The 26,407-nt window shown below is 54.3% G+C and carries 19 protein-coding genes and 1 pseudogene; 10 read left to right on the top strand and 10 right to left on the bottom strand.

The genetic code is table 11. From position 1 onward, the window contains the following. Positions 1-124: 124 nt before the first annotated feature. Positions 125-3,544 (bottom strand): hypothetical protein, encoded by a 3,420-nt coding sequence (locus D8Y22_RS19895; RefSeq protein ID WP_141466396.1) that lies wholly within the window; start codon positions 3,542-3,544, stop codon positions 125-127. Between the two features lie 444 nt (positions 3,545-3,988). Between D8Y22_RS19895 and D8Y22_RS19890 the strand changes: the two genes are divergently transcribed. Both D8Y22_RS19890 and D8Y22_RS19885 read left to right on the top strand, forming a co-directional pair. Continuing rightward, a complete protein-coding gene (locus tag D8Y22_RS19890) occupies positions 3,989-4,288 on the top strand; it encodes a phage repressor protein (protein ID WP_141466395.1) in 300 nt (99 codons plus the stop codon). A gap of 236 nt (positions 4,289-4,524) precedes the next feature. Beyond that, entirely contained in the window at positions 4,525-4,848 is a 324-nt protein-coding gene (locus D8Y22_RS19885; protein ID WP_141466394.1) for a hypothetical protein, read from the top strand. A gap of 136 nt (positions 4,849-4,984) precedes the next feature. Here D8Y22_RS19885 and D8Y22_RS19880 read toward each other — a convergent pair whose 3' ends face one another. The 5 genes from D8Y22_RS19880 to D8Y22_RS19860 all read right to left on the bottom strand — a co-directional run bounded on the left by D8Y22_RS19880 (position 4,985) and on the right by D8Y22_RS19860 (position 7,460). Further along, on the bottom strand, positions 4,985-5,206 hold the full coding sequence (locus D8Y22_RS19880; RefSeq protein WP_235920744.1) for a type II toxin-antitoxin system HicA family toxin: 222 nt from the start codon (positions 5,204-5,206) through the stop codon (positions 4,985-4,987). Positions 5,207-5,250: 44 nt separating this feature from the next. Continuing rightward, positions 5,251-5,520, bottom strand: a complete 270-nt coding sequence (locus D8Y22_RS19875) for a type II toxin-antitoxin system HicB family antitoxin (protein WP_160063640.1) — start codon at positions 5,518-5,520, stop codon at positions 5,251-5,253. A 477-nt stretch (positions 5,521-5,997) separates the two neighbouring features. Continuing rightward, on the bottom strand, positions 5,998-6,630 hold the full coding sequence (locus D8Y22_RS19870; protein ID WP_141466392.1) for an HNH endonuclease: 633 nt from the start codon (positions 6,628-6,630) through the stop codon (positions 5,998-6,000). Then, positions 6,627-6,770 carry a DUF7563 family protein gene (locus D8Y22_RS23565; protein ID WP_425438187.1) on the bottom strand — a complete coding sequence of 48 codons (144 nt, stop codon included), beginning with the start codon at positions 6,768-6,770 and terminating at the stop codon, positions 6,627-6,629. The genes D8Y22_RS19870 and D8Y22_RS23565 overlap by 4 nt, the downstream gene beginning before the upstream one ends. A gap of 432 nt (positions 6,771-7,202) precedes the next feature. Further along, positions 7,203-7,460 (bottom strand): HalOD1 output domain-containing protein, encoded by a 258-nt coding sequence (locus tag D8Y22_RS19860; RefSeq protein ID WP_141466390.1) that lies wholly within the window; start codon positions 7,458-7,460, stop codon positions 7,203-7,205. A gap of 160 nt (positions 7,461-7,620) precedes the next feature. Between D8Y22_RS19860 and D8Y22_RS19855 the strand changes: the two genes are divergently transcribed. The 4 genes from D8Y22_RS19855 (at position 7,621) to D8Y22_RS19840 (ending at position 15,595) form a co-directional block, all read left to right on the top strand. Then, complete coding sequence (locus D8Y22_RS19855; RefSeq protein WP_141466389.1) at positions 7,621-7,803, top strand: hypothetical protein; 183 nt, start codon at positions 7,621-7,623, stop codon at positions 7,801-7,803. Between the two features lie 276 nt (positions 7,804-8,079). After that, a complete protein-coding gene (locus D8Y22_RS19850; RefSeq protein WP_141466388.1) occupies positions 8,080-9,048 on the top strand; it encodes a DUF2800 domain-containing protein in 969 nt (322 codons plus the stop codon). A 652-nt stretch (positions 9,049-9,700) separates the two neighbouring features. Then, a complete protein-coding gene (locus tag D8Y22_RS19845) occupies positions 9,701-11,746 on the top strand; it encodes a PD-(D/E)XK nuclease family protein (protein ID WP_141466387.1) in 2,046 nt (681 codons plus the stop codon). Between the two features lie 15 nt (positions 11,747-11,761). Then, on the top strand, positions 11,762-15,595 hold the full coding sequence (locus D8Y22_RS19840; protein WP_342781904.1) for a UvrD-helicase domain-containing protein: 3,834 nt from the start codon (positions 11,762-11,764) through the stop codon (positions 15,593-15,595). 34 nt (positions 15,596-15,629) lie between these two features. Here D8Y22_RS19840 and D8Y22_RS19835 read toward each other — a convergent pair whose 3' ends face one another. From D8Y22_RS19835 to D8Y22_RS19815, 4 genes and pseudogenes are all read right to left on the bottom strand, one after another. Continuing rightward, positions 15,630-15,890, bottom strand: coding sequence for a hypothetical protein (locus tag D8Y22_RS19835; protein WP_141466385.1), 261 nt, complete (start codon positions 15,888-15,890; stop codon positions 15,630-15,632). 968 nt (positions 15,891-16,858) lie between these two features. Next, positions 16,859-17,625, bottom strand: a pseudogene (locus D8Y22_RS23030) (IS1595 family transposase); the annotation flags it as partial. A gap of 360 nt (positions 17,626-17,985) precedes the next feature. Continuing rightward, positions 17,986-20,355, bottom strand: a complete 2,370-nt coding sequence (locus D8Y22_RS19820) for an HsdM family class I SAM-dependent methyltransferase (RefSeq protein ID WP_141466384.1) — start codon at positions 20,353-20,355, stop codon at positions 17,986-17,988. Between the two features lie 132 nt (positions 20,356-20,487). Continuing rightward, positions 20,488-21,219, bottom strand: coding sequence for a M48 family metallopeptidase (locus D8Y22_RS19815; RefSeq protein ID WP_217350912.1), 732 nt, complete (start codon positions 21,217-21,219; stop codon positions 20,488-20,490). A gap of 57 nt (positions 21,220-21,276) precedes the next feature. On the opposite strand from D8Y22_RS19815, the gene D8Y22_RS19810 reads away from it, so the two are divergent. The 4 genes from D8Y22_RS19810 (at position 21,277) to D8Y22_RS19795 (ending at position 26,406) form a co-directional block, all read left to right on the top strand. Next, entirely contained in the window at positions 21,277-23,655 is a 2,379-nt protein-coding gene (locus D8Y22_RS19810) for an ATP-binding protein (RefSeq protein ID WP_141466383.1), read from the top strand. Then, positions 23,648-24,664 carry a response regulator gene (locus tag D8Y22_RS19805; RefSeq protein WP_141466382.1) on the top strand — a complete coding sequence of 339 codons (1,017 nt, stop codon included), beginning with the start codon at positions 23,648-23,650 and terminating at the stop codon, positions 24,662-24,664. Before D8Y22_RS19810 ends, D8Y22_RS19805 begins: the two co-directional genes overlap by 8 nt. After that, the gene (locus D8Y22_RS19800; protein ID WP_141466381.1) at positions 24,664-25,449 is read left to right on the top strand and encodes a hypothetical protein; all 786 of its coding nucleotides are present in this window, start codon (positions 24,664-24,666) and stop codon (positions 25,447-25,449) included. The genes D8Y22_RS19805 and D8Y22_RS19800 overlap by 1 nt, the downstream gene beginning before the upstream one ends. A gap of 810 nt (positions 25,450-26,259) precedes the next feature. Then, complete coding sequence (locus tag D8Y22_RS19795) at positions 26,260-26,406, top strand: hypothetical protein (RefSeq protein WP_246084531.1); 147 nt, start codon at positions 26,260-26,262, stop codon at positions 26,404-26,406. The last annotated feature ends 1 nt before the right edge of the window (position 26,407 follow it).

Genomic DNA, 26,407 nt, shown 5'->3' with positions numbered 1-26,407 from the left:
CAATCCGGACAGAGAGTGATCCAGTTATAATCGCTGTACGAACGTTTTTGTCAGCTCCCGGTTCGGAGCTGACTTGGACGGACCAGTAGCTAATCGTGAGTGCGCTTGTCACGGAACAACCCAGTCAGTCGATGGAATCAGGCGGTCGATCACCTCCGGTAGCCGGCTCAGATGCCAACCTATCAATGTCGTTGAGCGAGTCTGCCGGATCGGAAGTGAGCTCACATGGGGAGTTGCGGAAATCCCACGTATAGATTGTTTTTCTACGTGCTATTTCTTCAACTTCGTTTGCCCCCTCAGCTCCGTCAAGCTCGACTGGCTCGAGTTCGACATCGCCGTGGTCATTGATCCTGTGGAGGCCGTCATCGTACCAAACATACCCTCGCCCATCGCTTTCTCGCTGCAGGTAGCCGTGGTCGGCGAGGTCGTTCAGGATGTTGAACACCTGTCGCTTGCCCACGTTGACGATTGGGTGTTCGGCGATTTCGGCGGTCTGCCAGCTGTGGAGGTCGGTGGCGGCTTTGATTACTTGCTGTTCACCCTCGCTCCGGGTCCGGATAACGCGCCCCTCAGCAGCAATCACGGGCTCGACCCACTCTGGGAGCGTATCGGTGTGCACGTAGACGACCGCCCCCTCCCCGTCGCGCCCGAAGCGCATAACGCTTTGTAGCGTCGTGTGTTCTCGCATGTGCTGGAGGACGTCGTCGCCGAACTCGCCGTAGGAGAGCTCAGCCCCCTTCTCGTCGTTTCGCTCGACGGCTTCGCCGGCGTAGGCACCCCACTTCTGGATGAACCGGTCCCCGTAATGGGTCGATCCGATAACCGCCCCGACACGCTTGTGCTTGAACTCGTTGCTGCCGAGGACGTTGCCGTACCACCTCACCTGGTCGGCAGGGCCCTCGAGCACTTCACCGGTGTTGTCATTGTAGGAGAGCACCCCCTCGCACTCGTACTCCTGAAGAGCGGTCATCGATGTAATCACGCTGGGATCCTCGTCGTGGCGCTCGGTGATTGCCTCTAAGAGGGCAGCGTCGTCGTTGACGGCGACGTGGTCCGCCGAGTTGTACGGCTTGACGTACTCCGACGTTCGCACCAGATTGAGGTCTAGGGCGTCCCGGAGGTAGTCCCGCCGCTCGTCGTCGGTCAGAATCTGGCGGTGGTTAAGTCGCTCGCCGAGCACCAGCTCCCACATTGATTTAGTCGGCGTCCCGTCGAGCGCGACCACGCCGCGGGCGTAGGAGAGGTCTGGTGGAGCAAGGACGCGGACGGTACCCTCTTCGCGGTCGTGAAGGCCGACACGTGAATCGTCGTTGTCGTGGCCGTCGGCAGCGAACTCGGCGCGCTCAAGCCCGTTCCCAAGATTGTTCTCCGCGGCAGCCAACAAGGTGAACGCAGCTAGCGGAGCAGCGGCGTTCGCAGCGTCGTCCTTAAGGACTGCTCGCCCGTCTGGGTCGATTCTGTGATCGAGAAGTTCGGTGAGTGCGTTGGCTCGTCGGGCGTCGTCGTCGCGCCCCTCGAGCAACTCGGTGTAGTGGTCAAACGGGATCGCGTCGTGACTCTGCAGGTAGTAGGTGACGGCGCCTTCGATGCCATGGTCAAGGGTCCGTTCGTAGGCTCCGCCGGGGAACTCGTCGAATACCACGGTCCGGCCGTGGACGACCTTGTCTTCGCGATGGGCGTGTGTGTAGTGGCCGATGAGGACGTTAATCTGTAGATCTTCATCTGGGTCCGCGCTCCCGTCTGTCTCGGGGTCAAAGTCCCACTTGCGAGCATAGGGGCAGTCAACGTGGTTCTCATCATGGCCAACTTGGCACGGGAGCGGTCGATCGAGGATGTCCTCGGCGTATTTGTGGATGTCTTGGGGAGTTGCACCGCGGTTGTACCAGTCGAGGACAGTTTCCTTCCAATCCTCGCCGTGTTCGCCGCTAGCGGTCGGACAGTCGCGGGTGAACGCTGGAAGGATCTTGTAGGTAAGACCGTGTTCTCGGCACCACTCGGCGATTTGGTCGTACTGTTCTTTTCGCCCTCGGCCGGTCAGATAAGTGATCGGCTCACTAGTTCGTGCGGCGGCCTCGATCGAGCCGAAGGACTTCCCACCGGTCGGGAGGACCTCAACGAGCCGGCGGTCGCCTCGTTTGTAACCGTCTGCAATCGTCTCGACAGTGCGCTCTCGGACATCATCGACGTCGAGTGTGTCTTGCTCCGGAAGCTCTCCATGAGCCGCTCGAGCGCCTGCAGCCTCCCAGTCCCAGGCAGTCACGGGTGGGAGGATATCCTCACTGGGGAGGACAGTTGTAGGCTCGGTTGCTTGCTGCCCCACCGATCGATCGAGTTCTGGAATCGGTGCGCCGCGATCGCGAGCGGCCTCGACGGCATTCCACCACTCAGCGCCGGTGAGGCGGTCCCATGGGTTGGAAATAATGTCCTCCTCAACGGCGATCAGCCCGAGGACACCGAAGGCCTCATTTTCTTTGTGGTCGTGGAACACGCCTTCGCCATTGTAGTGGAGGCTCTCACCGCTCGCAGACGCGCGATAGCTGGGATCCCACGTACTCCACCCGGTTGACTCTTCACCTGTTTGCCGGGTTCGTAGACGAACATCGGACGGCTCCAAGTTGTCGACCGTAGCGAGGACATCCCGGATGTCGGCGGTAGTTTCGTCGGCACTAGTCGAATCGGGGTTATAGCCCTTGAGTTCGGGGCGTTCTCGGTCGGTGTCGTGCTCGACCGACTCCTGATCCTCGTACCCATTGACTTTGAGAATTGTCCGAAGCACGTCGGTGTCCCACTTGGCCACCTCTAGGGGCGTCTCCTCAACGTGTTCCCCGGTCGCGACGTTGACATGCTTGTTGGCGTAGATCTCCACCGTCGGTACATCGTCATTCTTGCCCCACGGGTCACTATCGAGAGCGAACGTTGCTTGCTCCGTTCCGTCGATAGGCAGTTCCCCACGGTAGTAGGCGTGAACGCCGGATCCAGAGGTCGATACGTCGGCGTAGGTCGCCCCGAGGTGTTCAAGGATCGCCACGAACGCCGGATGCACCTCGCCCGTTTCAGGACAACGAATGTCGTCGCCGTCGACGAACGCATACGGGTCGTCCTCGAGTTGGATGAACACGCGCCCGTCAAGGCGGGGGTCATCCTCGGCGATTGCGACCGTTTCACCGTCGACGTAGTTCTCCTCGAGCCCCCACTTCCAACGGGCGTCTTCGTCAGGGTCAGCTTCCGGGTGGTCGTAATCTCCCCAAGGAGCGAATGGTAGCTTATCCTGGCGCCCCATCCACTGCTCGCGCTTGTGGAGCGTAGGCGGCCAGGTGTCGCTGTTCGTCTCAGTGAAATCAACGTCCTCCCATCTATCGGCAAGTTCGTTAGCACATTCTGCTAACGTCGACGGATCCACATTGTCTTCGTCGACGCAATCAGTACTGTTTGGTGTTGCGCTGTTGTTCGGCGGAATCGTGGGCGTAGTAGACTCAGCAGTCTGTCTGACATAATCACCCCAGTCATTAGGATTGAGCTCAAATCTGCCGAGAATCTCGCTCACGCCAGCGTTGGGGTGGTGGCTGAGATAGCGGTCAATCTGTCTTTTGAGGCCAATTCTTTCGTCTATCTGCTGTCGTTGTTGTCGGTCAGTGTTTGGCATATCGTTGGTTTTGCAATCGACTTCTACCGTCCGAAGGCACCACCAATGACAGCGCAGCCGCTCCTCAAGTGTAGCGGAGCGCTGAAGCCGTTGAGTGGAGAATTACTACCTATATTAAGGGATTGGGCGGCAACAGGGCCACACTGTGATTCTCCCAGAGAGTTGGACTCTTAGCCTTACGTGTGGTGTTTGCGGATTCGTTGATTGTTTATTGATGTCTGAGTCTGTCTGTACGGTGTTCTCTTCCGCACCATGATTTCTATGCAGGCCTATGATCTAAATGTACATACTGGACTATTATATCTTATGGGTGCATTTATGTCCAAGGAGTACGGAAAGGTTTGTATGGCAGAAGACGATGTACGAAAAAGAGCTGAATGGACTACCCAAGCCGATGAGGTTATTATGGAATGGCTGCGAGGGGCAGGAATCCACTCATCATCTGCAATTGGCCATGCATTAAATGATATCTGTGATGGCATCGATTATAGTCGGCCACACATCTCTCGAAGGTGTAAAAACTTGAGTGAATATGGCCTTTTAGATAGAAATTACAAAAATTACAATCTAAATGAGCAGGGAGAACAGTTCCTTGACGGTGAATTAGATGCTTCAACGCTGGAAAAGACACAGTTGGATGATTAACTCACGGTCCGAACCCACAGTGAGAAGCCGTTGAACTGGTAGTGACTGGTATCTGTTTCGACGAGACCACGGTCTCGGAGTCGCTAGAGTACTCAATTGGCGATGTTTCGATAGTTGTCATCTGAGAAGGGGTTTGCGACGAATTCAAATGATATTACAGAAAGCCGGTTCCTACTCCAAATTAACCAACAGAACTTTGGATTGGGGACACGTGTTGGTTAACACGGGGATCGCTGATGTCCTACGAACCACCAACCCCACCGGCTGACCTCGCTACGGAGTTCGTTAACAGCCTCAACGAATCCTCCCCAGAACGGCTTCAGGACATTGCCCGCTACGCCGAAGCGTTGGCCGAACACAAGGAACGCGAAATTCGTCTCGAGGAAAAGTCTGATGAGGACGACATCGAGGACCGACCAGACGATCTTCCGGACGACGTTCCAGCAAAGGCGACGATCACGATCAAAGAGATCAACGACAATCGCTACTACTACTGGCAGTGGAGAGACGGGGACAAGGTAACCTCGAAGTACAAGGGCCCGGTTAACCCGGATGAATGAGTTCGACTGGGAAAAGACCCACACTACGTTTCTGTCGTAACTAATGATGAGTGAAGGGGAAAGAACGAGCAATCAGAACCGACTCATCGAGGATCTGAACGTCGTCCGCGAAACAGTCACTCGAAGACGGCTGTTCCTACAGGTTTCGATCGAGCCAGTCCAGAAATTGCTGGAAATCTTTCATCCCAGCTTGATCACCGATTCGCTTGAGCGTTCCCGTACTGATCTCGTCGTGACGGGGCACGACAACCGTTCGTGCATCTGAATCATGATCTTCGGGAGGGTTCCAGCGAAGAATGAAGTGGTCGCCATTAACGCGATCGACGTAGAACGGCCCATGGTTGACTAAGACGGTCATCACATCGTCGCCAGAATACGTACCCCTCGCCATCCTGAGTGTACTTACTTAAGCGCGTCTGGGAGTGTGTCTCCCGACTTGTTGTTTTCTGGGTTGATCCCAATCTCACGGAGTTCTTCGTTGGTTGGCTCCCGACCGTCTCCTTTATGGAGTTCAACGGCTTCGTCGAGGTTTTCCAATGCCTCTACGCGCGTCCCCCCCTGGCTGGTGACACCTGTTTCTTCGTCGGTTGCGACCCACCACTCATCTTCCTCGGTGAGCGTGATCCTCGTTCGGATTTCTGGGGCGTCTTTCCGATCGGTGTCGGTACTCATTAGATTCGTATACACGGAGCGGGTGGATAAGAGTTCGGTCACCTCACCTCAGTCTATGATGTCCCGGGCAGCAACCGATTCGTACCGTCAAGTGGCATCCTCCGCGCCCTGAAAGGCACGGCTTCCCGTACCGCAGGTGGGATATTTGCCGGTCTACGACTCGAGGACTTTGCTGCGTTCTGCGAACGAGAAAACGTCGATCACGTTGGGACCCTCGCATCGAACGATCTTCGAGAGTACGGCTTATACCTCCGTGAGAAGCACATCGACAACAGGATCGCCGGTTCGACGGCAAACAGCTACTTCACGTACGTCCGGGCATTCCGCATCTCTACTGATCGTTGCGAACGATTCTATGACACGCTCCAAGTTCCAAAACCCAACTCTCCCTTAAGTGCTTCTGGTCATAAGGTGAAGCTATGACGGGAAGTCGGGTTCTCTGGGTTCGCTACCAAGGTCGAATAGAGATATCGTAAGTCATGGTCCAAATCGCGAGACCTTCCGGTACATCCGCTTCCATCGTCGGAAGGCCGTTTTCGCAGACTTGATCCCGGCAAGCACTTCAGCGAGCGTCGAGGGTTCGGCTTCGGCGTCCGTAATCGCCGTCGGTGCAACTGCGTTCCTCGAGTGAACGGCGTCGTGACATGATTTACACACCGTGACGAGGTTCTCGAGGCGGTGAACCCCACCGCGTGACTTTGGAACGATATGGTGGGCGTGCAATTCGACGTCACCATACGGGCCGCCTCGGCGACGGCAGTTTTGACACTGGTGGTCGTCCCGGGCATACACTTGCCGTCGACGGCGATCCCAATCAGGCGGGTAGTCCTGTGTCGATTGGCGAACGACCCCCGCTGGAGTCTGGTTCTCTTCAACGGTGACAGGGGCATCGAGGACGTCCGCCAGATCGACGTCGTCGGGATCAACTGTCTCACCCTCAGTAGAGAGGTCCAGCTCGACGACATCCTGCAGGTCGTCAACACTCTCGAGGTCGGCAGGGTCGACACCGATCTCTTCAAGCAACTCACGAACTGTGGTGGAATCGTCGTCACCAACCTGTCCATCCTCGGCGTGAGCGCCGGTGGAACCGCTAGACGGTTCGTCGGTCATGGTCCTCTGGTTGCTTCACCGTTTACGATTTCTGTCGTCTTCATACACTCCCGGCATCCGTGTACGTCGCCGTCGTTATCGCCGAAAACTCGCTCAAATCGCGCCGTAACGTGTGATCCACAGTTTTGACATTCAGGCATGGTTGTCTTTCCAGACACTCGCAGTGTCCGCTTGTTCGAGTCGGTCGTCCTCCTCAGTGAAGTATTGTGATTATTTGTACATACAAGTAGCCCATCACGAATGGCTGCGCCAGCGTCGTCTCTCTGAGCAGATTGGTGGGTTACATTGGACACCTCTCGCCGCCATTATCTAGACAGTGTCGAACCTAGGATACAATGGGAAGGTACCTGAGGTACGACATTAGCAATGGATCTAATACTTGTTGGTATGACAGTCGAAAAGGAAGATTTTTCTACACCAATCCATAGGTTCTATCTGCGGATGACAGGGCTTAGCGAAGATGCGAAGACACACCTAGAACAGGCTCTCCAAGCGGAAGATTCCAGCGAGAAAGATTTCCACATCCGGAACGTTCTACAGGCTCACGTCGACACGGATGTGGATTTAGACGACTAGTTGCCTTCGCAAGCCCGCTCCATGTATTCCCTGTCTTCCAAGCAAATCCGACTAGAGTCAACTGTAACGACCTCGCCAGCATATTCGAACTGAACCACAACGTCAGAACCATTGCCTACCAGAGAATCCAAGGCATCCGGTTCTACAGATTCGTAAATTGGCTCCAATTCTTCGTGATGGACTCCTTTGTGGTCAGCAACAGCTTGGACAACAGCGATGGCTGTGGATTCGTCGCTGTCAATTTGGTATTTCATTGTGAGTGGGGAAAGTGGAGGATTCCCCCATCCCCCGGCGAAACTTATCGCGTGATAGGTATAACGGTGTCGGATAAATCAACTCTCCTACTATTTATGTACATATCAAACATAATGTCTAAAAAAGTGCTTTTGGCCATCTTACGTTGCCATTCGCACGATGACGAAGAAGACTGTGAAGGTGCGTGGTCGGAAGGGCACGGCAACGATGGATATCTCTATCCCTGCATCTGTGACCAGAGAACATGATATCGAGCGAGGAGATGTATTTGCAATTGAAACTGAAGAGGATAACAAGGGAAGGACGGTGCTGAAATACACTTGTGTCTATGATGGGGACTAGATCAGCGTTCTAATTCAGATCTAAAACAAAATTCCTCTGTTACGTACCGAGAAATATTGCGCCGCCGTCAACGCATTCCCCTAAATACCGAAGAGCGTGATTGTTTGTCGGGCAGTCGCGGAGACGTGTTTGAACTGTTATATGACGATTTATTTCAGTAGCTACTATATCCACCGTTAGAAAATCATCCAAAATCCTCTGCCACTCAAATCTGGCTCTGAATCAATTACGTCTCGCAGATCAGTGTTTTACGCTCGGTCGCCGTTATTACCAGATATGCCGTTCATCGTCAGTTGGCACACGCTTCTCGAGGAACTCGAGGATCTCCCCGACGATGCAGGGCTCGTCACACCGTTGTCACACAAACGGTTAAAGATCGGTGACGTTCAAGAGCACCGTGTCATCATCGAATTCACCGAGAGCGACGAGAAACGACCACTCCAACGAGAACAGTTCGAGACACTGTTCCAGCGGATCAAAGGCAGCAACGGACGATTCAATCTCGATCGGCTTCCACCCGACGGCGATCCATACCCTGCGGTACTCAGCCTCCACCCCCGCTTCGAGATCAACGAAGACGCCGGCGTGATCATCGAAACCGACGAGCCGACTACCAGCTCCCAAGTTGATGCTGACTCGACTCCAGCGTCCAACGACCGTACCGAACCGGATCTGGATGTTTACGCTGATACGCTCCTCCTCGTTGATGCACTCGAGCGCTACGACGTGACGACCCCTGAAGAACTGGAGACAGAGACGCTCGTCAACCTCTATACACTGCTTTCGGACGTCCAGCGCAACGCGAACGACCTCCGCCAGACGGTCGCCGATGTGTTGCTGGGACGGCTTCATCACGATCGGCCTGTCAGCGGTCCCTACGGCTCCGTCCAACGGACGACACGTCGAAATCGGACACTCAAAGACGACGAAAAGGTCCTTGAGACGCTCGAAGACGCGGGCATCGATCGCGAGCGAGTGATGGGGCTTGATCGCAGCAAGGTCGATGACGCCCTGGAGGTCACAGAACTGTCCGAATCCGATGTCTACGAGGTCGACGAAAGCGAGTACGTTCGAAAGGCCGACGTCGATGAAGAAGTAAAAGAGACGCGCCTCCAGGGACTGAAAGACCAACTTACCGCAACCGACGGTGACGAGGCGGAGGAGCTTCGCGAAGAGATCGAAGATCTCGAGGATCGCATCGACGAACTCACGAGTTTCCGAACCGGCACAGAAGTTGGAGATTGAGGGCAACTGATTCCTTCCGACAGATGGACAAGCCGGCCACACGACTGAGTGTGAGCGGGAACAGGTCAACCTCAAGAAGGTGAGTCCGAACAAGCGTAAAGAGCCTGACCTCGGTACTGCTACAAAGAAGCGTACGGCTGCTCTGTCTGGCTCAAGTAGGGAGACAGAGAGCTGTTCGCAACCTTTCATATTAATTGTGTAGGACACCACCTCGACAACGAAAGAGTGTCAGATGCTTCGTGCAGATCAGATCAAATCTGGTGATAGGAGACTGTAGTCGCGTTGATATTCCTGATAGAGGGGGTGCCTCTGACCACGACCAATATCAGAAGCGAAATGAGTGTCAAATCGCAGGTTTTGTCCGAAAACCTTATCCTTATTATGAGTTTTAAATCTAGTCATATATTATGACTAACTTGATGTCAATTGCCGGTTGGGGAACGGTATCACCGAAGCGATGACAAGTACCAACCCACTCACCGAAAAGTCCGATGGATATGCTGAGAGGGTTAACCTGCCGTTCGATATCTACATCGGCGAATCAGAGCGAATCTGGCGCGAGTCGATCCGCAGAGAGCAGGCCACCCAGTTGGTTGTGACTCCTGTCCAACTTCACCGACGAAACATACAGCGACGTCTTCGTGAGGAAGCAATGCCACAGAGCGATTTTTTATTTGCTCGGTTGGTTGATGTCGCTCGTGAAATCAACGGCACCGCCCGCGTCGCAACCGAGGCGGAGCCTGCGGTAGAGTCACTCGACCGCATAGATCGGCTCAAGCACACTCGCCGTATCCTGTCCGAGGACGACAGCGACAGTAGCCCACTGGCTGCGCTTTCGACTGTCGTCGGCTCGCCAGTCACCGATCACGTCGAGACGATCGAGCGGGCCCGGACCAGCCTGGAGATGGTGACTGGATTTTACCCTGACCGACTCGAGGCGTTTGAATCGATCGCCGACGATGTCGGCGGCGTCGTGGGCACGGACGCCCGGGACCTCGCCACGGCACTGTACACGCTGCAAGAGCGACTCCAACAACGAGCCGATTCTGCCGTCTCAGATACAGAACTACTGCGAACCGCCACGGATATACTCGCCGACAAGCCAGCGATCTGGGACGAGGCGTATCCCGCGGTCGAAACGCTGACCGTCGGAGGGATAAGTATGCTCACGGCGACGGTTGAGGAGTTCATATCAACGGTCGCGACGGCGACCGGGGGCGGGGTCGACGTCGACCTGCATCTTCGCCGAGGTACCGGGCCGAAGATCTGTGAGCAACTCCTTGCGTGTGAGTCTACCGACGAACTCGAAGAAGGGCGTACTGTGACTAGGAGTGAGCCTTCCCCCGCTGCGGCAGTTTCCGGGGTATCCGCCCCAGCATTCGAGGCGGTCGCTCAAACACGGGAAGCGGAAGCCCGTCTTGCGATGGCACTGGTGTCCGCGCTGCTCGATCAAGGAGTCTCGGAGAGCGACGTGACGGTGGTGGTTCGGGACATCGACGATTACGAAGAGCCCCTGACGCGAGGGGGACGCCGGTATGGCGTCACCCCGACGTTCTGGACGACGCTTCGGCTGAAACGAACCATCCCCTACCAGCTCCTGCAAAGTCTCTTCGACCTGCTGCAGGCCCGCGAAACCGATACTCCCGTCACTGCGGAGACGCTCTTTTCGCCCCTCGAGTACGGCTGGGTCGATCCACAAATCGACGTCGAGAAACCGATACCGCTTGGCGAATCCGTCGAAACCAATGGATGGCCCGTCCCAGTCGCGACCGTTCGCGACGGTATCCGACTCGCCGCTGAGGAGTCTTATCGGATCGGGCAGTGGCAAGAGCGACTCGGCGATCTCGCGACCGCAGCTGGTGATACGGAGGCCGACGATATCGCTGCCGAGACGGTGAGTTGCGGATCGAAGTTCGATAGCTACCTCGGCTGGCTGGACAACGTTGCGAGGACGCCCAATCCGACAGACGTCAGGCAAACCCTGCTTCCGGTACTCGACGCCTATGCCGTCGGAGCACTCCCGGAGCGACAGGCAATCGATGACGACACGAAGCTCGATGTCGCCCAGAGTGTGAGAGCGGTCGACCGACTGGGGGCTCACCCGGATAGCACTCGGTTCACCGTCGACGGCCGCTCGTTGCACGCACACGACGGAATGGTCACGGAACTCGCTGAGAAGTACGAACAGTGGCTCGACGCTGGCTACGTCGACCCGTCTTGGAGGTCGGTCGCTGACCTATTCGATCAGTTGGCCACGGTCGTCCCCGGACGGCGCGAGCATCCGACTGCACACGCGATTGACGTAATGGAGGCCAACGACGTGTGGGGACTTGACCTGCCGTACGTCGTCTCGGTCGGCCTGGTCGACGGAGAGTGGCCACAGCCGCCCGACAGCGTCGTCCCGGCAGCGATCAGGCAGCGACTTCGCGGCCTTTCGAAACCGGAGCGGCAGCTCCGACCGCGATCAGGCTGGACCGAAAGCCGAGAACTCGACTTTTTCGCGGACACGGTGGCGGCTGCCAGCGAAGCGCTCGTTTGTACGCGATATCGGCGCGATACTGACGGCGTCGAACAGTCGATGTCGCCGTACCTGCGTGTCCTCCCCACACGAACAATCGCTCCCGACGACACAGATCAGCTAATCAGCACCGGTAGTCTCCCGGCGGCTATTGGTACAGCGGTCAAGCAAGAGAGATGACTGACAAATACAAGAGTGAGTAACGTGACCGGAAACGACTCCGAATTCGATTCCGATCCCACTGTCGATCCCGACAGCACAGCGCCAACCGAAACGACCGACCATCCGGATACGAACTCGAACTCGGAGGATTCAACGGGAGACCCCGTTCCAACACCGGATGTTCCGAAACTAGATGATCAGCAGAGTACCATCGTCGACGAATTCTGCGATCCGAGCGTTGATTCCGGGTTGTTCGTGCTAAGCAGTCATCCAGGTGCAGGAAAATCGACGGCGAGTGGCAAAGCCGCCGCCACACAACTATACCGACATTACCTGGCGGGCGACCACACACCCGAGCGGCGGCTGCTTGCGACCTCCTTCTCGAAGGAGGACGCCGCAGATATTGTCCCCGATATCGTCGACTGGCTGTGGGCGCTGTACCATCGCGACGAGATACCGACGAACGAGACAGTGTCAGCGGATGAGATCCGGAATATCGAACGCCGATTACGCCAGGGAGCGTCCATCGGGACGGTCGACGGTGTTCTTCGCTCGGTGTTCGACTCCATCGCAACCGACGTCGGCTTCGATGGGATGCCAACGGTCGGCAACAAGGCACTGCTAACCCGTCTCCGGATCGACTGTTACGAAGAACTCGGCGATGACCCCGAGTACGGCCCTCTCGTCGATCAACTCGAGGTCGCGTATCCTGACTCCAATGCGCAAGAGGTCTCGGAGTACGTTTCCTCACTACGAGAGATGCTCGAAGAGGCGTTGTTGGCCTGTCGCGAACGGAAACTCTCGATCGAGGAGTTTCGGACGGACCTGTACGCGACCGTCAACGATGTCTATGCCGGGCAAGAGGCAGGCTCACCCGCTGCGATCCATGATGCGGTCGAGCGGGCGTGCGGCCCTGATGCGACGGCCGAAGTCGACGCCCTCGAAACCGACGAAATGACAGCCTTGACCGATGCCGACGAGCAACTGCACAACGAGTGGCTCGCGGCGATCGATCAGTTCTGCGAATTGCTGGGTGCATACCGTGAACGGTACGACGACCTAACACGCCAACGAGGCGTGATTGCGCACGTCGACTGTGCATATTGGGTTGCCGAGTACTTCACTGCCGACGACGACCACGATCTCGACGTTGACGACGACCGGCGGGAGCGAGTCCGAGAGCGGTTTCAGGACCAGATCGAGAGTGTGATCGTTGACGAAGCTCAAGACGTCTCCGAGATTCAGTACACGGCACTGGCCGAACTCGTCGCATCAGACATGAAGCTGTTTCTGGCCGGGGACCTGAAACAGTCCATCTACGTTTGGCGGAACGCCCACCCAAAACGCTTCCAACAGGCGATCCGCGATGGCGTGTACTTCGGGATCGACTGGGACCATCACGTCCACGAGCAAGCGAGACAGAACTATCGATCCCGGCCAGACATCGTCGCCGCGATCAACGCCGTCGCCGAGGAGACGCTTCCGGAACCAGACCGCGGAAACCTAGGGGAACTCGACATCACCTTCTCGCCGTTGCAGGCGAGACGCTCTAGCACCGAGCGGACAAACGTCCACGTCGCACAGTTTCGGAGACGAGAAAATGAGTACCCTGGTACCGAAGATTGGGTAACCGGAGAAGGGAACGAAGCTCAAGCGGTAGCGCGGGTGCTTGCAGGGGGAGTCGAGGACGGTACATTCGTTACCACGGATGATACCAATGCGAAGCAGGATACGGACGCAGACGCCTCGATATCTGACCCGACGGACGAAATAGACGACGAGGAGACGACGGATGCGGAGAAAGCGTCCCCACCCATCACAGTCCTCTTTCCTCGGACGAAGTACATGGGTGCGTACGAGCAGGCACTGGAATCACGTGGGTTCTCTGTCGGGAACGAACGGATTCCGCTATTCGAGACAACTGCCGTCCGGATGGCAGTCGCAGTACTGGAGTGGCTCATCGACCCGTTCGATCCGGAGCGAACCAAACGGCTCGTGACTACATCTCCGCTTTCAGACGGCGATGAAGGGCTTAGGGCAGCATCATCGGCCTTTCAGCGCCACGGTTGGGCAATTGAGGATGTAGCGAGAGCGCTCGGCTTGGCGGCCAGTGACGGTGGTGATGAACTCGAACACGAAACCGGAAGTGGAATTGAAACTGAACCAGAAACCAGGACTACTGAAGGCGGCACCGAACCACTCCCAGAGGGTACTGTACGTGTTCTCGAGGGGCTGGCCGCACTCGCGACGGATCTCCCCCGTCGGCGGGCTGATCCAGTAGCTGTCGTCGCCCGTGACGTTATCGATGTCCTCGGCCTGGAAGCTGACCCGCTCAACTGTGATATGGCCACCACAAAGGCACAGCGAGTGGCCAACCTCGATGCGTTCGTGGCCACGGTTGAGGAGTGGGAGGGCGATGATCGATATAGCCTTGAGCAGTTCACGGAGTTGTTATCGCCGTTCATAGAGAACCCCGATGATGGTCCGGACCGCCCGCTCGTCGATGACGATGTCGACATCGTCTTCAAAACCGTTCACCAGATGAAAGGCGATCAGGACGAGGTGATCGTCCTCGCAGATCCAGCACGCTCTATTGGGCTATACAAGCGTACAACCGACCGTCTTATTACGACCACCAACAGGATCGGCCTCGCACCTCCGTGGAACGGTGCTATCGAACGTGTTGATGTTCCAGGGTTCGACAACGGATTGTACAACCCGTTTGCAGATTCGGGCGATGATATCGGGCTTCGATGGACTCTCGAGAGGTGGCGACCATCGACCGACGGGTCTGACGGTCCCGACAGTCTGGCAGGACCCGAGCTGTTTCAGCGGGCGTGTGCCGAGCGACGTGCTGAATCGTGGCGACTTTTGTTTGTCGCTATGAGCCGTGCTCAGAGTCACCTCGTTGTACCGCTTCCCTCTACGTGGCACCCAGAATACTGGAACCTTCGAGATCACTGGGCTGGTGTCCTCCACGATGCATTTGATGTCGGACATGGTGCACCAGGAGGTACCCATACGGTCGCCGATGAACACGACGCCGAGGAGGCCTCGTTCGCGGTCGCCGTTAACGACGTTGGTTGGGTTGAGTCCACGACGATCGGTTCGGATCCCGTCGAAACGCCACGGCTTCCGCCGCTCGAATCGACATCGGAATCGTGGCTTCCACGGTTCGTGAGGCCAAGTACCGTCCACCCGCTCTCGGACGACCCCGAACGATACGCACTGGACCATCTGATGGGACAGGCCTTACACACCGATTCGGCGTCGCCCGAGATCGATCTCCCGTATCATGCCCTCGGGCCGGACCAGATCGGACAGCTAACTCACGACCTTGTAAGGAGGATAGCGACACGAAACGTCACGACAAAAGAACTCGAGACGGTTAGCGGCCCCGTCGCGTCGATCCTCGAGAATTGCCTCGACACGTACGCAGGGCATCTCAGTGACGGCGACAGGGCGGTAGTGCACTCGTTCTTGGCCGAGACCGTCATCCCTCAGTTTGCGATGTCTGCCCTCCGCGAACGTGTGGACCGTGCAGAGGCCGTGTACGGCGAGACCAAGCTTGAAGGAGTGATTACAGTAGACGGCGTCAAGATAGAGGTTCGTGGTCAAGGCGATATCGTGTGTCGGCACCCCGATGGGTCGTGGACAGTCGACGACGTGAAAGTTGCACTCGCAGCGATTACCGATGCCCCACGCTATCAGGTGCAGTTAGCGACCTACGAGTGGGTACTGCAGCAGCAGCTCGGAGAGGACGTGACTGTCAGGAGCTACTTGACGTACTTCGGTGTGGGCGACACAACGGTTGAGCAGAAGACTGCGGCGACAAGCCTGAAGTTTTGTCTCGAAAAGCTCCTTTAGTCGTAACCACCCTCCATCGGTCAGTAGAGGTGAACTACTGATTATTCTCAACCACTGCTAAATCATGGTGACGGAATGGAATTGGGAGCTCCTCATCTGTTTCTACATCTCTGAGTCTGTATGAGTATGCATCTGTGGCCCGATCAGTTTCCGAATCAAGATCATCCGTGAGAACTTCGACAACCTCGCAGACGACACCATGATACTGCGAATCAGGGTCGTCAGAACCAATGTAGATTTGGACCTGATCACCAGTTGAGTACGAGTCACGTGACGGTTGCGGGATGTCTTCCATTGGTTTATTTTGAGTCTGCAAACTGTATCAGTCCATCGTTGCATTCGCACACGTAGTTACCGAATTACCCAACTAAATTTCAATCTCAATCATAAATCAAGAAATCGGATTACTATCTACTGGAGGTTAATCAGAGTCGGCAGGTTCGCGGTCGGCGTTCAGCATAGCCTGGGTGGCACCTTCGCTCCAGTCGCTCATGTCGAAGCCGGCGGACCGGCCCACCTTCTGGCGCGATATACTCGTGGTGTGTCGTCACTGTTGCCGGTCATCAATTCCTCCTGCGGTGTCGGCACGTAGGGCCAGTACTTCGATTCAGCGCTATAGTGACTGGTCCGATGCATTGGTCACAACTTGAAAGGCGCGGAGAATAATTCACAGTATGGAGTGGAACCAGGTTAGAGAGGACACCCCTCGTTTCCGCTCCAAACCACCGTAAAATGACTTATATCTCTGGTTTAGAATATTCTTGTCCAAAAACCGATGTAGAAAAGGCGTGCAGTTCTGTGTGTATCACACATGATATCTTGGCCTGTTCGAGATTGTTGTAATCAGTACAGGAAAACAAGTTATCATTTGGTTTTTTCAGTACTGGCAACACCACTTCGTCGATATTATCCTTCGCGGGAACGCGGAGTGGATGTCAATGTATGATAAATCCCAAAGAAGTGGTTCCCGAGCACTGTATGCGGGGGGTATCAGAGTGTATCAGTTGACATGTTCTGGAAGGGGACCCTGTCAAAACGGGATGGATTGGAAATATCTGAGCGTCAGTTGTCCAGTCAGTTTCGGGCGAAGCTAAAACGTAGACGATGGTTTTATGTGTTTCTTTAAGTTCTCTAACGCTGGTATACCTCTTCCCTGTACAGCACGCAGTCGCGTTTACGGATCGAACTCCTCGCCCATGTCGGTCGCAGTCTGGGCAACACGATCGAGGGGATCAAAACGAGTGAAAATAGGCACTCAGCCTAATTGATGTGGACGCCGTCGGGCGATACATACCGCTCTTTGTGGACGACCGTTCGGTGGTCACGATCCATCTCGCGGTACGCTTGGAGGCCGTCTGTCCAGACCTCTCCTAGCGGCTGGGAGAGGTCTTTAGCCTCCTGAATTACTGAATCAAGATCGCCTTCGGAGTTGATACCCCGCTGTCCGCGAATCACACGAAGTGAGTCGCGGCACGCCGCGACGAGCGTCATCTGATCACCGTGGTGTCCTCGCCAGCGTGATCGGTCAGACTGGGACTAGCCGCCGGTAGAACGGCTGTTTCGCGGCGGCTCTTGACCCTTGTAGCCTGAACAGACTTTACCAGATTCGTCGACCTGTGTCGGTCCATCAATAGTCTGGTTTAGCAGCTCCCAGACGACGGGGAAGCCGCGCTGAACCGCGGCTTCCACTCCCGGATCGCGGTGTGAACGGTTTTGTAGGCGCGATCGAGCAACGGCGCGATTTGGTTGATACTGAGCAACGTATCGGCGTAGAGCGTGAACGTGAGAAGTACCTCGCCGCAGGTGAGGTGCTTCTCGTGAATGGCGTTCCGTAGGTGTAGACCGGCTTGAAGTTGCAGTCACGGCACCACACGCGATCGAGATGCGGCCACGTTTGAACGGCGTTGTGTCCCCACTGTGGACAGGACGTATGCTTCCAGAATTCCTTGACGCCCGATACCGATCCCGACGATGTCCAACTCGATTGGCTCTCGAAACATCGCGCCGAACACCGGCTGAGCAGAAGACATATCGTCAAATTAGCGCCGGCTCAGTGTAACTACAGGGTCTTTCCGCAGTTCTACATAAGAGCGTCGTTCAAAGCTCCTCCCATCGTAGCGTTGATTCCCCTGTACTCCCCAGTCCAACACTATGCCGTCGCTCTCAGTAGGCAATAGAGTCCGCGTCGACATTCCCGATGAGCGTGACCCGGACTACGAACAGTTCCATGGGGCCACGGGGAGATCGTACGCATACTTTCAGATGACCTTGGGGCGTCCACCGGCAGCGATGAAGACTCACAGATCTATCGAGTCGAACTCGACTCTGGCGAGCAAGTAGACTTTCGGGCACGAGACAAATGCCACCCCATTGAGGAACAGTAGCTACCTCTACTCTTCGGACGGCTGAACGGAGATGTCTAGAATATCCATGAGTATCTCGTCGATTTTCCCTATGGGTTCAAAAATATCTTCATCACCACGTTCTGCGGTCTCCAACTCATCGAACAGCGTAGCGAGCTCCTGAACGGTCTCAGCCGCTAATTCCCGAGGATCGATCACTGGTGAGGACTTCAGCGCACCGAGCTCTATCTTCTCTAGGCCACTATACGACCGACTTACTTTGCTGATCTCCTGTTTGACGATATTGCTGTTCAGGTAGGCAAGCAGCGCTTTCACCTGCTCCTCATTCTCCTCGAAGTCGGGGATGATGTTGTGCATGTTATTCAGCGTTCTCACCCCGGCTTTGTTGTGGATGAACTGAGATCCTGTTCGGCTCATGTACTTCGCTAGTATCGGTGCAGGCTCGCGTTCGTCGACGCAGTGCCAGGGGTTTCGCTGATCCAGCAGCTTCCGGTCGGTGTCGTACTCCTTTTCGCAGTAATCCAGATACTCAGTGACACCTTCTGGATCCTGGATTTTCACCCCATCATCGTCATAACAGTACAGGAGCCAGACATCTCTCCCTTTTCTATTCCACGAGAACCAGTCCTCAGAGGTGATTTCGTACCCGGGGATGTCTTTCGCTGTTCGGATTATGGGCCAAAGGTACTTCTTTGGAAGATTATGCTTCTCAATATCGTCCTTCGTGAGGCAGAATATCTGGTTATTCCCTGTGGCGATCCCACGCTTGATCGTAGCAATATCGCTAAATTCGCTTACACCGGAGATCTCCTCGGTGTCCGTTGGCGCGAAGTAGTGGAGCCACTTTTCTTCAGGAGGGAGTAATCGCTGTGCGATATCTACCCGATATCCCTCCGGACCATCTGAGTCCTCGAAGTCCTCATCAAGAAGGTCAGACAGCGACTCATAATCTGGCCATTCTGGGAGATTGATGAACGTAACATCGTGATTCTGATCTGGGGCTCCCTTCGTCAAGAACAGGAGACTCACGGTGGTCTTCACCCCCTCAAACGTCCCTTCTTGGTCATCAAGGTTAACGACGGCCTCGATCTGGAACTCCTCTTTGAGATATTGCTTGAACCCGACTCCGAAGTCGGTCTGCATGAATCCGGACGGGATGACGAACCCTAGTTTTCCACCCGGCTTAACGAACTGCGTTGCATGGATAAGGAAATACACATACAGTGGCGACTTACCGTGGAGGTCGATTCCAGCTTCTCGGGATATTTGGGTGTTTACCGCGTCCTTTTCGTCTTTTGTCAGTAACTGTGACCGGGAGTAGGGCGGATTTGAAACAACAGCGTCGGCGGGATCTGATTGGTCTCGTCCCTCACTAGTCCACTCGTATGGCTTCAGGTCTAGGAAATCCTCGATATTCAGCTCCGGGCTCCCGGCTCCATCGATTGACTTCAGCGAGACTGCTGCCATTGAGACGGACAGACCGTCGACGTCGATGGCCTTGATGTCCTGAATCGGGGTACTGTCTCCCCTCTCTGCTTTCTCACGGACAACTGCAGATGAGAGCATGCCGGCACCAACGCCGGGGTCCAAGACAGTATCAGAGTCCTCAGAGACGGCCCACTCTGCTAGGAGCGAACTGATTCTGTTAGAGGTGGCGAACTGTCCCAGCTCTCGACGTGCTTCCTGTGTAAAGAGGCACTCATAGACCGAGCTGAGGATAATAGCTGGCTGATCGCAGGCACGAAGAGCGCTCCGGAGTGCTAGGATCCGCTTCTGCGCATCCTCAGGGAGATCCCCCGATAACTGACCTGGTGGCGTTGGAGAGAACCCTTCGTTACCGGTGAGGTTTCTCGCAGTTTCGAATGATTGGGCATGATCGGCCTCGACGTCTAGAGGCTCTAGCTTTTCAACCTCCGGAACGTACAGTGAGTGGAGCGTGCTCTTCAGATAGAAATCGAACACAGCGGCGCGGGAGGTCGCTTCTGAGGATGATTCGGATGCATCCATTCCTCTGTCGTTGAGCCACCGTCGAACCTCGTGAGGAGGGTTCTGCACAAACGAAGAGGAAGTTTTGAGCTGCTGTGCCGCATCATCAACAGCTTCAAGCATCAGAGCCGCCAGCTTCTCCCGTGTCAGTCTTCTTAGGTTCGCCCCTTCTGAACCAGTGTGTCCGACATTCATAGACCATACCAGGGGGTTACTGTCTTCGCGACATTGAATTATCCCGAGTTCCGAGAGGGCTCGAAGCTTCTTATATGCTGTTGGGTACGAACAACCGAGTTCAGACGCGACCTGCGATGTTTCCGCATGGCCGAGATCAGAGACAGTATGGAAAAAATCGGCGAGTGGGTATTCGATTTTATGGGGACCCCCTCTCAGTTCCCGCCCTAGTGACATACGCCAATAAATACAGTCGGGTATATTGGAGCTTTTGGAACGCTGTTATTCGCAATCAGAAAGTTCGATGCGGAATCGTCGAGGGTGACTGTGTCTATGGATGCTAATAGGTTGATCACAGCCGACAGGCCTCTACGCTCTTTTCAACAGTTCCTCCCAGTTCTCGTTGCGATGGAGCGCATACCAGAACATCTGTAGCTCACCTCGATACTGATCATACTCTGGAACCATCGACTCCACAAGGTCCCAGAACGCCTCCGAGTGTTCCGGGTGCCTTGTATGTGCCACTTCGTGGGCGACCAAGTAGCGCAGGTGGTCATAGGGAAGGAACGCAGATCTAAGGTTAAAATTGAGCGTGTGGCCAGACGAGCAACTCGCCCATTTTGTCTGCTGGTTTCGGATCGATATTTGCTGGACCGTCAACTCGTGGGTCGCACACATCGAGTCAGCTATCGTGGTAACCGCCTCACGGACTGCCTCCCTCGTCTGGTTGAGAAGAAAACGCAGGTGGTCACCGGACTGTGGCGTCTGTACTTTTACCGTGTTCTCCTCAATGCTGATGTCGTAAGAGCCGATCCACCTTTCCAAGTCATATTTCTGCCCCCAGAAGACGAAGCCAGACGTAATATCGCCGTACTTCTCGGTGACGATCTTTACAGACTCCTCTTGCTCATCGAATTTCTCCGAAATCCAGCCGGTATTCCTCGCAACGATTTCTCGGCCCGAAGCGTCTGAAGAGACTGTAACCGAGAGGGAACCATCGGGATTGAGCGTTAGCTTCGAGTTCTGCACGTTCCGCTGCTGGACAGAGTATGGTATCCGGTCCCCGGACCGAAGCTCCAGTATCTCTCGCCCTGCGCTCACAATAATGAAGGGGACTTTCCCAAGTGCTTTTAAACTTACCACCGTATCCTGTAGTCAATGAGCAGCTCTCCAGATGACGTTTCATTCACTATCGATAGTCGGTTATTGGAGGAGCTGGGAGAGAACCTCGTCACTCGAAACCACGTCGCTGTTAGTGAACTCATCAAGAACGCATACGACGCTGACGCGACTGAGGTTGTTCTAGAGTTTGAGGACACAAAAGCAGATGATACCACAGACAGTGAGATTCGAATCCGCGACGATGGGACTGGAATGTCCCTCGCTGAGGTGCGGGATGACTTCATGCGGATCGCAACGACAGATAAGATTGATAATCCGAACTCGGATAAATACGGACGCGAGAGGGCGGGATCGAAGGGGATCGGCCGGTTTGCTTGCCGCCGATTAGCCCATGTGTTGGAGCTTACTACTACAGCATACGTTGAGGCTGATGGCGAGTATGAACGGACATCTCTAACAATCCCTTGGCGGAAGTACGAGAGTAATCAAGAAATCGACGAGGTCACATTTAGCCCAACAGTTGAACGGTTTCCCGCAGATGGAAAAGTGCAGACAGGGACAACTATTGGACTACGCGATCTCCAAGACAAGTGGAATCAGCAGGATTTCAACACTCTTCGGCGAAACGTTTCGATGCTTGCGGTTGTTCAGCCGACAAATAGAGGCCCGGAGTATGAGCCCGACCCAGGCTTTGAGATTCGGTTTGACGCACCTGAGTTCAAGGATGGAAAAGGAGCTCTTTCAGAGCAGGTTCACGACGCTAGTTGGGGCTGTCTAGAGGGTAGTCTGTCTGAAAATGGAGAGGTTTCTCTCTCGTTGGATGCTAAGTTGATTGGTAATCGGATGTATTCTTTCAACCATACTGTCGACAGTCTAGCTGGGACAGAATTCAAGATCTCATACATTCCACGAGACACCAAGGAACATTATCGAGATCCTCAAACGCTGAGTTTGGAACGTGCTAATGAGATTGCAGAGGAGCAAAGCGGTGTTCGAGTATACAAAGGTGGGTTCCGGGTGTTTTCATATGGGGGGCCAGATGACGACTGGTTGGGAGTCGACAAAAGAAGGACCACAAACAGGGGTCGAAAGCCTGATGACCGATTCGAAGACCTCTCCGACACGCTCGATCTACACACAGAGTTTGAGGATACCTTGCTGTCATTCCCGAACAACCGGAATCTGATCGGACGTGTAATGATTAGCTCTTCCGCAGAGTTGAGAATGGCGTCCAATCGAGAAGACTTCCTCGACAATGACCTGATAAAGCAACTGAAAGAAATTGTCGTCCTAAGTCTCGAATGGATGACTCTCCAGTATAGCCACTACAAAGCTAGAAAGGCCCAAGAAGAGCTACAGGAGGAGACTGAGAAGTTCCTTGAGGAAACCGGAGAAGATGATGGCTCCGATAGGAAAACAGAATCTGAGGGTCAGACACAATTGGGTGACCTGAACGGTGGGGAATCTGAAGATGACGACTTAGGTGCGGAACAGACGGATACACCGGATGAGACCGTAGACAAAGCGATTAATCTCTTGGAGGGTGTGGCAGATACAGCGACTGAGACGATGCCAGAGGAAGATAAGCAAGTCTCTGACGAGGCAGTCGAAACCGCCACTAAAGTCATTAGAAACTCCATCGATAGAAAAGAACAGGAAATCGACTTCTTCAGATCTGCGTTTTCTGTCAATCAGGTCGTCTTCTCCTTTTCGCATGAGCTTCGGTCCATGGTAAGTAACCTGGAAAGCAGTGCTTCCCGCATTGAGGCAGTCATCGACGATTTACCTGAGGAACAACAGCCGAGGTTTTCAGATGTTATAGACGACCTTCGAGATATGCAAGGCCGATTCGAAGACCAGATGGAACTCTTTGGCATCTTCATGGAGACTGGTACACAGAAAGAGATCTCTCCACAAAACGTTGCAGATACCGTAACAGACGTTACAGACGCAGTTGAGTACATTGGTGATTATTATGGAGTGGACATCTCTACTGACATTCCTGACCTGCTTCGTACTCCGCCGATGTATGAATCAGAACTCTATTCGGTTATCGTGAATTTAGTGACTAACAGCATAAAAGCCGTGGGAACCATCTCTGACACTGAAAAAGCAATTTTGGTCCAAGGAAGTTCGACTGATAATGGAGTTCGAATCAGAGTGTATGATGACGGGGTTGGTATTCCAGATAATCAGCAGGGTGCCGCGTTTGAGCCATTGGTCTCTGACCCGGCTGAGAACATGTATGAGGGGCTTTCTGAGCAAATGCCCGAAGAATTGTCTGAACACCTAGGGAAGGGCAGTGGGCTTGGACTCAGCATTGTGCGGAACATTGCTCAGAAACACGACGGTCATGCTAAGTTTGTAGATACAGATGACTGGTCTACGTGTGTAGAGGTGACGCTGAATGAATGACTATACTGTCTGGTGGATTGATGATCGAGACAATCGAGAAGAAAATTTTGCTAACGTTCTAGAGGAGCAAGCAGACCCTCTCTGTGTTGAATTCACCAACCCCGAAGATGCTACAGAGGACCTTCAATCAGACAACGAACCGGATGCAGATCTCGTTTTGATTGATTGGGTTCTGCATCAGAACGGGGACTATACTGGGAAAGGACTCACAATGGCTGGTACAGTCAGAGAGAACCTCCCCCAAGTCCCTATCTATGCCTTTAGCGGGGAAGCGATAGAGGAACTCCAACAGCCTGTAAGTAAGAGCCACTTCCAGTGGACATGCGAAGTTAAAGACTTAGTGAGTCAGGACGGAGCTACCAAACTGGTTAACGATCTATCTGATTATGACGCCATAGAATCGGTTAGGGGAGAAGGGTTTGAATCTCTGGTAGAAACTTTGAAGCCTCCAGAGACTGCTATCGAAGAGGTAGAAGCTGTTGTCCCGAGGGAGTTCAATTCTGGATTGAAGAAGGATTCAACGGTGAAGGGAGGAAACAAGCTTGCGTTTATGGAATGGGTTTGTCACCGCTTCCGTGAGACTCCCGGGCCGCTCTGGAACAAAACTTGGACTGCTACAAAGGTCGGACTAGAGGTAAATGTCTTTGATGACTATCTCGAAGAACTATACGATACGTCGTATGGGGAATTCACCTACGATGGGGTCTTTTCGCACTGGTCTGGGGAGCACTGGTGGTCTTCTGAACTGATTGGGGTTGTCGTTGAGCTGAATCAAGAGCGTAATGAGCCGGTCGGAGAGATATGTCGGACCACTCCAAAGATACTCGATGTACCCGAGGACGGTATCGCAGAATGTAGAGTATGCGATGATAAATATCCGGAAACGGTCGCTGCTCAAACAGAGGGCAAAGATGCTAGATTCCCAGTTCATCTAATCTGCAGCAATGTCCATCACTCACGGGAGGGAAAATTTGAGGATTATCGATTAGTTGATGAGGGCTCAAAATAGTGTCATTTGACGATCTACTGCCCGAGGCTAACCAGCTGTATGAGCATCTGCTATCCGAACTAGATTTCCTCCGAAATTATGAATCGGGGGCTTTCGAGCGAAATTGCGAATACGTCACAACTGCCTATTTCTCCATGAAGAGTCAAGAACCCAACAATTGGACTCTGGATCTTTCTCCGAATTGGGTATTAGATATCGGCGGGGAAGATTTTGATACAGGAGAGGCACGGGATTTCCAGGAGAACATGGGGAAGGCGATTGTTGGGGGCAAAATATCTGTCGCAGATAGGGATTTTGAAGAGTACTCTCTCAATCTCACATTGTTGGCCCAGGAGGATACAGAAGCGCGTGGTAGAGATGAGAATAGGCACCTTGGGGCTCCTTGCTGTTGGAGTGCTGAGGCCGCAGAGTTCGATTATCGGGTGGCTCGTCGATATCACTTTGATATTGATATGGGAAACAATGAGGATGAGCGAAAGCCTGTCTCACATCTTCAGAATGGGGGAAAATTTGAGTCAGGACATATCCAGTTCGCAAATCCGCATTATTGTTCAAGTCCATTGGATAAGCCTCGGCTACCTCATCCGCCGATGGATCCCATTCTGATACTCCACATGCTTGCAAAGCAGTATCAAACGCTCAGTCAGATGATACAGAGCGAGTGGGGTAACAGAGTACGTAGGGCTGAACGACACCTCTGGCAGCCATACCACTCCACGATCAGTGACTGGTATGATGTTGGGGCAGGATCCGAGACATTCGCTACTTACATCGAGAATGACTGAACAGCCTACTGGTACCTGCACTGGGGTTTCCGAGCTATTCCTCTAATGGCGAACTCGGGGTTCAGGCAAAATTCCACCAATCAGAAAATTTTTCTACCCGATATGCTCGACGGGAGTTCGAAAATCGCCGGACACGAGCCTATCTATCCTCACATCACCTGAAAGGGAGGTACATATCATAAGCCAAAATCCGAAATTCTGGGGCTTCGAAGCTTCGGATACGTTGCGAATGCCGGTCAAAACGTTCGCGGATTCCGGCTGTTCGTCCGATCTCGGTGAGAAACAGCGAATTTTACTGTAGCGAAATTATTCAACTTATCGAAATTAACCCGCAAGTGACTGCAAATTCGCTCCAATCTACGAACACAAATAGTGATGCCTCTCGGGGGGGGCCTACCCCGGATCGAGATCTATATCAGTGCGATCAGTTCCTCGTTCAACCAATCGCCATGTACGTGACGTGGGGGAGTATCAGTTTAATGGAAGTTCTGCGTGGCCATAAGAAGTACTCGAGCGTGCTCGCCATGCGGGTGGTTCGGATTGGAGTAGTCTTCGGCACCTCTCTCGTGGAGAGCGTCAATAGCTTCAAAATTGTATTGACTTCACATGTGCGATGTCGTCGTTGTATGTCGTGTCCGGGTATAAGAGTAGTTATGTCACTTCTGGCGAGTATAACACACCGTGGTGCCGCAGATGGTAGACATCTACACGGAATAGTCTAAGAAAAGACTATATGGAAAGGCTCTAACAGTCATAGCATCTGAAATGACCCGGAAGACAATCGCTCGGAATGCAGGTGACTCCGGGCGAGTGAATATCTCTGGCTCCGAGCTCGAGAAGCTCGAAGCCGAGATCGGCGACGACGTCGACGTCGACATTGCCGACGCGAAAGACATCGCTCACGCTATCATCGACAGCAAGGACACAGATCAGTTCCTCATCGTCACTCCACTGTAAT

It is taken from the genome of Salinadaptatus halalkaliphilus, from assembly GCF_006543045.1.
Taxonomy (GTDB): Archaea; Halobacteriota; Halobacteria; order Halobacteriales; family Natrialbaceae; genus Salinadaptatus; species Salinadaptatus halalkaliphilus.
This window is presented reverse-complemented; position numbering and strand designations above follow the sequence as displayed.

Coding starts and splice junctions, on each gene's coding strand:
- D8Y22_RS19850 (WP_141466388.1), top strand. CDS start 8,080: ATGCCGTTCATCGTCAGTTGGCACACGCTTCTCGAGGAACTCGAGGAT.
- D8Y22_RS19860 (WP_141466390.1), bottom strand. CDS start 7,460: ATGAAATACCAAATTGACAGCGACGAATCCACAGCCATCGCTGTTGTC.
- D8Y22_RS19890 (WP_141466395.1), top strand. CDS start 3,989: ATGGCAGAAGACGATGTACGAAAAAGAGCTGAATGGACTACCCAAGCC.
- D8Y22_RS19885 (WP_141466394.1), top strand. CDS start 4,525: ATGTCCTACGAACCACCAACCCCACCGGCTGACCTCGCTACGGAGTTC.
- D8Y22_RS19870 (WP_141466392.1), bottom strand. CDS start 6,630: ATGACCGACGAACCGTCTAGCGGTTCCACCGGCGCTCACGCCGAGGAT.
- D8Y22_RS19855 (WP_141466389.1), top strand. CDS start 7,621: ATGACGAAGAAGACTGTGAAGGTGCGTGGTCGGAAGGGCACGGCAACG.
- D8Y22_RS23565 (WP_425438187.1), bottom strand. CDS start 6,770: ATGCCTGAATGTCAAAACTGTGGATCACACGTTACGGCGCGATTTGAG.
- D8Y22_RS19880 (WP_235920744.1), bottom strand. CDS start 5,206: ATGACCGTCTTAGTCAACCATGGGCCGTTCTACGTCGATCGCGTTAAT.
- D8Y22_RS19875 (WP_160063640.1), bottom strand. CDS start 5,520: ATGAGTACCGACACCGATCGGAAAGACGCCCCAGAAATCCGAACGAGG.
- D8Y22_RS19805 (WP_141466382.1), top strand. CDS start 23,648: ATGAATGACTATACTGTCTGGTGGATTGATGATCGAGACAATCGAGAA.
- D8Y22_RS19845 (WP_141466387.1), top strand. CDS start 9,701: ATGCCACAGAGCGATTTTTTATTTGCTCGGTTGGTTGATGTCGCTCGT.
- D8Y22_RS19810 (WP_141466383.1), top strand. CDS start 21,277: ATGAGCAGCTCTCCAGATGACGTTTCATTCACTATCGATAGTCGGTTA.
- D8Y22_RS19835 (WP_141466385.1), bottom strand. CDS start 15,890: ATGGAAGACATCCCGCAACCGTCACGTGACTCGTACTCAACTGGTGAT.
- D8Y22_RS19820 (WP_141466384.1), bottom strand. CDS start 20,355: ATGTCACTAGGGCGGGAACTGAGAGGGGGTCCCCATAAAATCGAATAC.